This is a genomic window from Vibrio cincinnatiensis DSM 19608, assembly GCF_900167345.1.
GTDB lineage: Bacteria > Pseudomonadota > Gammaproteobacteria > Enterobacterales > Vibrionaceae > Vibrio > Vibrio cincinnatiensis.
Genome location: NZ_FUXB01000029.1, coordinates 1 through 8,419, shown reverse-complemented (window position 1 = coordinate 8,419; position 8,419 = coordinate 1). Strand labels below are relative to the sequence as shown.

The window sequence follows — 8,419 nt, the reverse complement described above, 5'->3', positions numbered from 1 at the left end:
AGTTGCATGGTTTGCCCAGCAGAAAGTCGGCTTTGGCTGCCACCATTTTCAGGCTTAAGTTTTTCAGAGAGAACATAATCACTGAGATGACGAGCAACGGTCGATTCGTGAATACGAAGAGCTTGAGAAATCATCGCCTGGCTCCAACCTTCAGACGCAAGTAAAACCGCTTTGATGCGGTCACGCACTCGCCCATCACGAGTTGAATCGTGCATCTGTTCGAGTTGTTGTTTCTGTTGAGAAGTCAGTATTATTTTCATGGTGTGTAGCATGATCCTGATTTTATGAAAAATCAAGCATCTTCAATGATCACGGGTATATCTAGGTTATAGGCTATAATGCAAACAGTGCGATGAAAGCCCATAAAATGGGAGCATAACAGAGTCGTCACAAACAATATGCAAACTAAACGATAACAACAGGTTGCAATTTACGGTCGCTTAAGCAGAAAATGCTTACTCTTATCGAATATTTACTTGTTTTTAAACCTATCAGGATTTGTGCGATAACTCAGCCTAGTCTTTGAATAACCGTCGCCCATGCATCGTTATCCGTATGGGTATTTCAACTGGATGACAAAAGCCTGAAAGGCGCAATCGATGCTCGTTGGGACACAATCATTCAACATTAACTTGGAGTTCTCACCAGAATGAAAAAGTGGACATTTTTGATGTTACTTATCGTGGTGCTGCTATTTGGTAGCGTGATAGGTTTCAATTTATTTAAACAACAGAAGATTGCTGAATATATGGCGAGTCGACCAGAAGCTGAATTTCCGGTTACGGTAACGACTGTCGATTCGGTGGATTGGGTTCCTGCGATTGAAGCCATTGGCTTTATCGAGCCAAATCAAGGCGTCACTCTGACAACAGAAACCAGTGGTGTGATTGACCGTATTCAGTTTGAATCGGGTACCCGAGTTGAAGAAAATCAACCTTTAGTCTTGCTAGATTCTGACGTTGAGAAGGCCAACTTAAAGAGCTCACAAGCTCGCCTTCCCGCCGCAAAAGCAAAATATGAACGCTATAAAGGGTTATTTAGCAAAGGGTCTATATCTCAAGAATCGTTCGATGACGCTGAAGCAAACTACTATTCACTTTCTGCGGATATTGAAAGCTTAAAAGCCACCATTGCTCGTCGAGAAATTAAAGCTCCGTTTGCGGGTGTGGTCGGTATTCGTAACGTGTATCTGGGCCAATATTTACAGCCCGGTACGGACATTGTTCGCCTAGAAGATACCACCGTGATGCGTTTACGTTTTACCGTACCACAAACTGATATTTCTCGTATTTCAATGGGGCAAGAAGTCGATATTATTGTTGATGCCTACCCAAGCCTAACTTTCAAAGGGTCCATTACTGCGATAGAACCTGCCGTCAGTGTGCAAAGTGGTCTAATTCAAGTTCAAGCGGATATTCCGAACAGCGAAGGTAAGTTACGCAGCGGTATGTTTGCTCGTGCCAATATTATTCTGCCTAAACTCACCGACCAAGTCACTCTTCCTCAAACCGCGATCACCTTTACGCTTTACGGTAATAATGTCTTTGTTGTTACTGAACAAGATGGGGTAAAACGCGTTGAACAACGGGTGGTGAATGTGGGTGAACGTACCAGAGATATTGCACACATTCTTGAAGGTGTTAATGCTGGTGATGTGGTCGTCACATCCGGCCAAGTACGCTTAAGTAATGGTGTAAGGGTTCGTATTGTTGAAAGTGATGCCACCACGCCACCTGCTAAAACACCGATGCTGTAACCGGAGGAATTATGCGCTTTACTGATGTTTTTATTAAACGTCCGGTTTTAGCGGTATCGATCAGCTTTTTGATTGCGTTACTTGGTTTACAAGCCGTGTTCAAAATGCAGGTCAGTGAATACCCTGAAATGACCAACACCATAGTGACCGTATCAACCAGTTACTACGGTGCCAGTGCCGACTTGATCCAAGGCTTTATTACTCAGCCTTTAGAGCAAGCCGTAGCACAAGCTGACAACATTGACTATATGACGTCACAATCCGTGTTAGGTAGCTCCAAAATCACCGTCAGCATGAAACTCAATACGGACCCTAATGCGGCGTTATCCGATATTCTGGCAAAAACCAACTCGGTTCGTTCTGAGCTTCCTAAAGAAGCTGAAGATCCCAGCGTGACGATGTCAACGGGTTCAACCACGGCGGTAATGTACATTGGCTTTACCAGTGATGAGTTAAATTCCAGCCAAATTACAGACTATCTACAACGGGTTATCAACCCCCAACTGTATGCCATTAATGGTATTTCCAGTATTGACCTTTATGGGGGGATGAAATATGCCCTACGTGTCTGGTTAGACCCTGCAAAAATGGCTGCCTTTAATTTGACGGCAACCGATGTGATGAGTGTCTTAAGCGCCAATAACTACCAATCAGCCACAGGCCAAGCTGTCGGTGAATTTGTGCTGTTTAATGGTAGTGCTGACACTCAAGTATCGAATGTAGAAGATCTACAAAGCCTAGTGGTAAAAAGTGAAGATGGCAGTGTTACTCGCTTAGGTGACATCGCCAAAGTAACGCTAGCCAAAAGCCATGATACCTATCGCGCCAGTGCAAATGGTCAGGAAGCCGTCGTTGCAGCCGTTAATGCCGCACCGAGTGCAAACCCAATTAATATTGCCAAAGATGTTTGGAATGTCCTTCCCGAACTTGAACGCAATATGCCAAGCAACATCAAAATGAATGTGATGTATGACTCGACGGTGGCGATTAATGAGTCTATCCATGAGGTCATTAAAACTATCGCCGAAGCGGCATTGATTGTATTGATCGTAATTACCCTTTTCTTGGGTTCACTTCGTGCCGTTATCATTCCGATAGTGACGATTCCTTTGTCGCTCATCGGGGTTGCAATGGTCATGCAAGCCATGGGATTTTCTTGGAACCTGATGACCTTGCTGGCCATGGTTCTGGCGATTGGTCTCGTTGTTGATGATGCGATCGTCGTTTTAGAAAACGTTGATCGACACATCAAAGAGGGGGAGTCTCCTTTCAGAGCCGCCATCATTGGTACGCGAGAAATTGCCGTTCCCGTTATTTCAATGACGCTCACCTTAGGTGCTGTGTACGCCCCTATCGCGTTGATGGGAGGCATTACGGGTGCGTTATTTAAAGAGTTTGCACTGACTCTGGCTGGCTCAGTCTTTGTTTCCGGTATTATCGCTTTAACACTTTCACCTATGATGTGCTCGAAAATGTTAAAAGCGAACGAGAAGCCAAATAGATTTGAGCAGAAAGTGCATCATATCCTCGATAAAATGACGCTACGTTATGGGCATATGTTGCAATCTATCATGGCTCATCGACCTGTTGTCATTGCCTTTGCTTTCATTGTTTTCGCCAGCCTTCCCGTGTTGTTTAAGTTTATTCCCAGCGAACTCGCCCCATCTGAGGACAAAGGGGTGATCATGTTACTCGGAACTGGACAATCCAATGCTAACTTGGATTACCTTTCTAATACCATGAATGATGTGAATAAAATCTTATCGGCCCAACCTGAAGTCCAATTTGCACAGGTATTCACTGGCGTCCCCGAATCAAACCAAGCCTTTGGGATTGCCTCCATGGTGCCTTGGAGTGAACGTCAAACTAGCCAAGCTGAGCTTGCCACTCGTGTTGGTAATTTGGTTCAAGACATTCCGGGTATGGCGGTCACTACATTCCAAATGCCAGAATTACCAGGAGCGGGGTCGGGTTTACCAATCCAATTTGTTATCACTACGCCGAATGCTTTTGAAAGTTTATTCACTATCGCTAGCGATATACTTGCAGAAGTTCAATCCAGTCCACTGTTTGTTTACTCAAACTTAGACCTGAATTATGACTCTGCAACGATGAAAATAAACATCGATAAAGATAAAGCGGGTTCCTATGGCGTTACCATGCAAGATATTGGTGTCACTCTAGGAACAATGATGGCAGATGGTTACGTTAACCGTATCGATCTCAATGGTCGATCTTACGAGGTGATACCACAAGTTGAACGGAAATGGCGTCTCAATCCTGAATCAATGAAGAACTACTTCGTTCGAGCTGTAGATGGAAAAATGATTCCTCTGGGGAGTCTGATTAACATTGATGTGATAGCAGAGCCAAGAGCTTTACCTCACTTTAACCAGCTGAACTCTGCAACTATCGGAGCTGTACCATCACCAACCGCTGCAATGGGTGATGCCATCAACTGGTTTGAAAACATAGCTTCAACAAAGCTTCCAAAAGGTTATAACCATGACTATATGGGTGAAGCTCGCCAATATGTGACCGAAGGAAGTGCTCTCTATGTCACTTTCGGCTTAGCGCTAGCGATTATTTTCTTGGTGCTTGCCATTCAATTTGAATCACTAAAAGACCCATTAGTTATCATGGTCTCCGTTCCTCTAGCCATCTGTGGTGCACTGATCGCTCTTGCTTGGGGGCTCTCTACCATGAATATTTACTCGCAAGTCGGGCTAATTACTTTAGTGGGGCTGATCACCAAACATGGTATTTTGATTTGTGAAGTGGCCAAAGAAGAACAACTCAACCATAAACTGAATCGAATTGATGCAGTAACCGCTGCCGCAAAAGTTCGTCTACGGCCAATTCTCATGACAACTGCGGCCATGATTGCAGGTTTAGTTCCACTAATGTATGCCTCTGGGGCTGGGGCAGCTCAGCGCTTTAGTATTGGTATCGTTATTGTGGCGGGCTTATCGATTGGTACATTATTTACCCTGTTTGTACTACCTGTGATTTATAGTTATCTTGCTGAAAAACACAAACCATTGCCTATCTTTGTTGAAGATAAAGACTTAGAAAAGCTAGCAAGAGTTGATGAAGCCAAAGCGGTTCAGCGTCAATTCGCAGAAAACAAATGATCGTTAGATAATATTCATCCTCATACAAGGCCACAATCGTGGCCTTTTTTATGCCACTTAAGTAACGACTTTCCATGATGAATTGCATAGAATGAACAGAATAAATATAGGAGTGAATAACAAATGTTTGATCCAAAAAAACTTGAACAGATTGCAAAACAGATTCACGAATCGATGCCTCAACCAGTTAAAGATCTCGGTGCAGACGTAGAACAGAAAGTTCGTCAGGTCATTCAAGGCCAACTCAATAAACTGGACGTTGTTAGCCGTGAAGAGTTCGATGTACAAACTCAGGTATTGTTGCGGACTCGCCAAAAGCTAACAGAAATGGAGCAAAAACTGGCGGAGCTGGAAGCTAAATTCGCAGATAAGTAAAAACTTGCCACAGCGATACGATAGAGCGCCGTTTTATCAATCTCTAAATAGACAAAGGGCTTAGTCTCGTGACTAAGCCCTTTAGTTTTTATAGCGTTGTGTTTACATTTTTATTTTTTAAAATTTTGATTAGTCACCCACCGCAATACGCTTCATGTCTTTCATGTAGCCTCGCAGCTCCTCACCAATATATTCTACAGGGTGGTTGCGAATGATACTGTTAACGTCGATCAAGGTCGCGTTGTCCACTTGATTTGAAGCAAGGTCTAAACCCTTACCAATCACATCCGTGCTCACTTTTGGCATGAACTTTTCACGCAATAGCGGTGTCGCAACATTGGCAAACAAGTAGTTACCATATTCTGCCGTATCTGAAATAACCACGTTCATTTCATATAAACGCTTACGAGCAATCGTATTCGCAATCAGAGGTAACTCATGCAATGATTCGTAGTATGCCGACTCATCAATGATACCGGAGGCGGTCATCGCTTCAAATGCCAGCTCAACCCCAGCACGAACCATGGCAATCATCAGAATGCCGTTATCAAAGTACTCTTGCTCAGCAATCTTCACATCCGTTTCAGGGTAATTTTCAAAAGCGGTTTCCGCCGTTTCCGCACGCCAACCAAATAACTCTGCGTCATCATTTGCCCAGTCCGCCATCATGGTGCTAGAGAAATGGCCCGAAATGATGTCATCCATGTGTTTGTTGTACAGTGGACGTAGTAAATCTTTTAGTTCTTCAGATAGCTCAAATGCCTTGATTTTCGCGGGGTTAGAAAGACGATCCATCATATGAGTGATGCCACCAAACTTCAGAGCTTCCGTTACGGTTTCCCAGCCAAATTGCAACAATTTACCTGCGTAACCGGGTTCAATACCTTCAGCAACCATCTTCTCATAACATACGATGGAACCCGCTTGCAACATACCACATAAAATAGTCTGTTCACCCATCAGATCAGACTTCACTTCAGCAACAAAAGAAGACTCCAAACATCCAGCACGATGACCGCCTGTCGCAGCAGCCCACGCTTTTGCAATATCCCAGCCTTCACCTTTTGGATCGTTTTCTGGGTGAACAGCAATTAGGGTTGGAACCCCAAAGCCACGTTTATATTCTTCACGCACTTCAGTACCAGGGCATTTAGGCGCAACCATCACAACCGTCAAATCTTTACGGATTTGCATCCCTTCTTCTACGATGTTAAAACCATGCGAATAACCCAATGCAGCCCCATCTTTCATCAGAGGCATAATGGTTTCAACCACATTAGAGTGCTGCTTGTCTGGAGTTAGGTTGATCACAAGATCTGCTTGTGGGATAAGATCTTCATAGCTACCGACAGCAAATCCATTATCTTTCGCATTTTTATAAGATTGGCGCTGTTCATCAATAGCAGCCTGACGTAATGCATAAGAAACATCTAAACCTGAATCACGCATGTTTAAACCTTGGTTTAAACCCTGAGCACCACATCCCACAATAACGACTTTCTTACCTTTTAGAAATTCAGCTTCTGTTGCAAACTCTTCACGAGCCATAAAACGGCAGCGACCAAGTTGGTCGAGTTGCTCACGTAAATTTAATGTATTGAAATAATTAGCCATGGGATGCTCCTTGATGATTTTCCATTTAGCCGGTGGCTCTGCACCGAATGACTCCATAGTAATGCAGACATTTAATTGCTCAAAGTGATATATTCACAATTAATTATTGCAATAAATGCAACGTGAGAATATTGATGAATATAAAAATATTACAGCTCTTTGTTCACCTGTGCGAGAGTAAAAATTTCAGCAAGACAGCAAATGCCCTGCATGTCAGCCCATCCGCACTCAGTCGGCAAATTCAGAAATTAGAACAAGAAATGGGGCATGAATTATTTATTCGGGATAACCGCAGCGTAGAATTAACGCCATCAGGAAGTCAGCTACTTCCCTTTGCACTAAGAATGGTTAATGATTGGCAGCAGATTCAATCACAATTGAAGCATCAAGATAATGAACTAAAAGGAAAAATTCGCTTATTTTGTTCCGTCACCGCCAGCTATAGCCATTTGCCTGAACTTCTCAATGCTTTTCGACTTAAACATCCATATATAGAGTTTAAATTATTAACTGGCGATCCCGCTCAAGCAATTGATCAGATCATTAATGACCAAGCGGATATTGCAATTTCAGCAATCCCGTCAAGCCTCCCATCAAAAATCGAATTTGCGACAATTAGTGAAATACCACTATCTGTTATTGCCCCAATAGGTATTCATCTTTTTTTAGCTGAGATTCAGAAAGAGAATCCAGACTGGAACCAAATCCCTTTTATTATTCCAGAAGCGGGAACAGCTCGTGATCGAGCAAATGCGTGGTTCAAAAAAATGAAAATCAAACCCAATATCTATGCTCAGATTGCAGGCCATGAAGCAATTGTCAGTTTAGTTGCCCTTGGGTGTGGGATAGGAATTGCTCCAGATGTGGTTATCAATAATAGTCCGCTCAGAGATCAAGTCCAGAGGATCACTGTTCCAGCAATCCAACCTTTTAAGCTAGGAGTCTGCTGTAAACGTTCACAACTTGATAATCCTCTGATCAGTGCTTTATGGCGAGTCATCACCACCCAGATTAAGGTCATAGGCTAAAGCTTGAAATACAGAGCAATCATGATTGAGCCTCATAAAGAAATCTCAGTCATCACTAAAAAATCGCTATTCGATGGCCATTATGAATGGTGCAGGCTGGCATACCAGCGATATTGCTGAGCACTTTCATCATGTCAGTGTGATCAAGCTTCCTCCCTACTCACCAGAATTAAACCCTATAGAACAAGTGTGGAGTTGGCTTAGGCAACATTATCTCGCTAACCAGGGTTTTATCGATGACAACGATATTGTGTCGAAGATGTGTCGTGCGTGGAATGGCTTTTTGACAAGTACCGATAGAGCAATGAAACAGTACTCAAGGGATTGGATTGAACTGACCCGTTAATTTTCCAGATTGGTATTACGAACTGGGGTTTTCTCTGTACAAGAAAAAGCCCTTGATAAATCAAGGGCTTGAATGTGGCGGAGAGATAGGGATTTGAACCCTAGGTACGCTATTAACGTACGCCGGTTTTCAAGACCGGTGCTTTCAACCACTCAGCCATCTCTCC

7 protein-coding genes and 1 tRNA gene are annotated in these 8,419 nt (G+C 43.3%); 5 read left to right on the top strand and 3 right to left on the bottom strand.

The window, feature by feature from the left end; genetic code table 11:
* Positions 1–260: helix-turn-helix domain-containing protein (locus B5D54_RS16260; protein WP_139364800.1), on the bottom strand; the 260-nt coding region annotated here is incomplete at its 3' end.
* A gap of 389 nt (positions 261–649) precedes the next feature.
* Between B5D54_RS16260 and B5D54_RS16255 the strand changes: the two genes are divergently transcribed.
* The 3 genes from B5D54_RS16255 to ubiK all read left to right on the top strand — a co-directional run bounded on the left by B5D54_RS16255 (position 650) and on the right by ubiK (position 5,265).
* Positions 650–1,756, top strand: a complete 1,107-nt coding sequence (locus tag B5D54_RS16255) for an efflux RND transporter periplasmic adaptor subunit (protein ID WP_078927591.1) — start codon at positions 650–652, stop codon at positions 1,754–1,756.
* Positions 1,757–1,767: 11 nt separating this feature from the next.
* Positions 1,768–4,890 carry a multidrug efflux RND transporter permease subunit gene (locus B5D54_RS16250; RefSeq protein WP_078927590.1) on the top strand — a complete coding sequence of 1,041 codons (3,123 nt, stop codon included), beginning with the start codon at positions 1,768–1,770 and terminating at the stop codon, positions 4,888–4,890.
* 123 nt (positions 4,891–5,013) lie between these two features.
* The gene (ubiK, locus tag B5D54_RS16245) at positions 5,014–5,265 is read left to right on the top strand and encodes a ubiquinone biosynthesis accessory factor UbiK (RefSeq protein ID WP_078927589.1); all 252 of its coding nucleotides are present in this window, start codon (positions 5,014–5,016) and stop codon (positions 5,263–5,265) included.
* A gap of 129 nt (positions 5,266–5,394) precedes the next feature.
* On the opposite strand, the gene ilvC is transcribed toward ubiK, so the two are convergent.
* Positions 5,395–6,879, bottom strand: a complete 1,485-nt coding sequence (ilvC, locus tag B5D54_RS16240; protein WP_078927588.1) for a ketol-acid reductoisomerase — start codon at positions 6,877–6,879, stop codon at positions 5,395–5,397.
* A 134-nt stretch (positions 6,880–7,013) separates the two neighbouring features.
* Here ilvC and ilvY point away from each other — a divergent pair, with 134 nt between their 5' ends.
* Both ilvY and B5D54_RS16230 read left to right on the top strand, forming a co-directional pair.
* Entirely contained in the window at positions 7,014–7,907 is an 894-nt protein-coding gene (gene ilvY, locus B5D54_RS16235; RefSeq protein WP_078927587.1) for an HTH-type transcriptional activator IlvY, read from the top strand.
* A 25-nt stretch (positions 7,908–7,932) separates the two neighbouring features.
* Positions 7,933–8,253, top strand: a complete 321-nt coding sequence (locus tag B5D54_RS16230) for a transposase (RefSeq protein WP_139364799.1) — start codon at positions 7,933–7,935, stop codon at positions 8,251–8,253.
* A 75-nt stretch (positions 8,254–8,328) separates the two neighbouring features.
* Here the strand turns inward: B5D54_RS16230 and B5D54_RS16225 are convergent.
* A tRNA-Ser gene (locus B5D54_RS16225) sits at positions 8,329–8,419 on the bottom strand.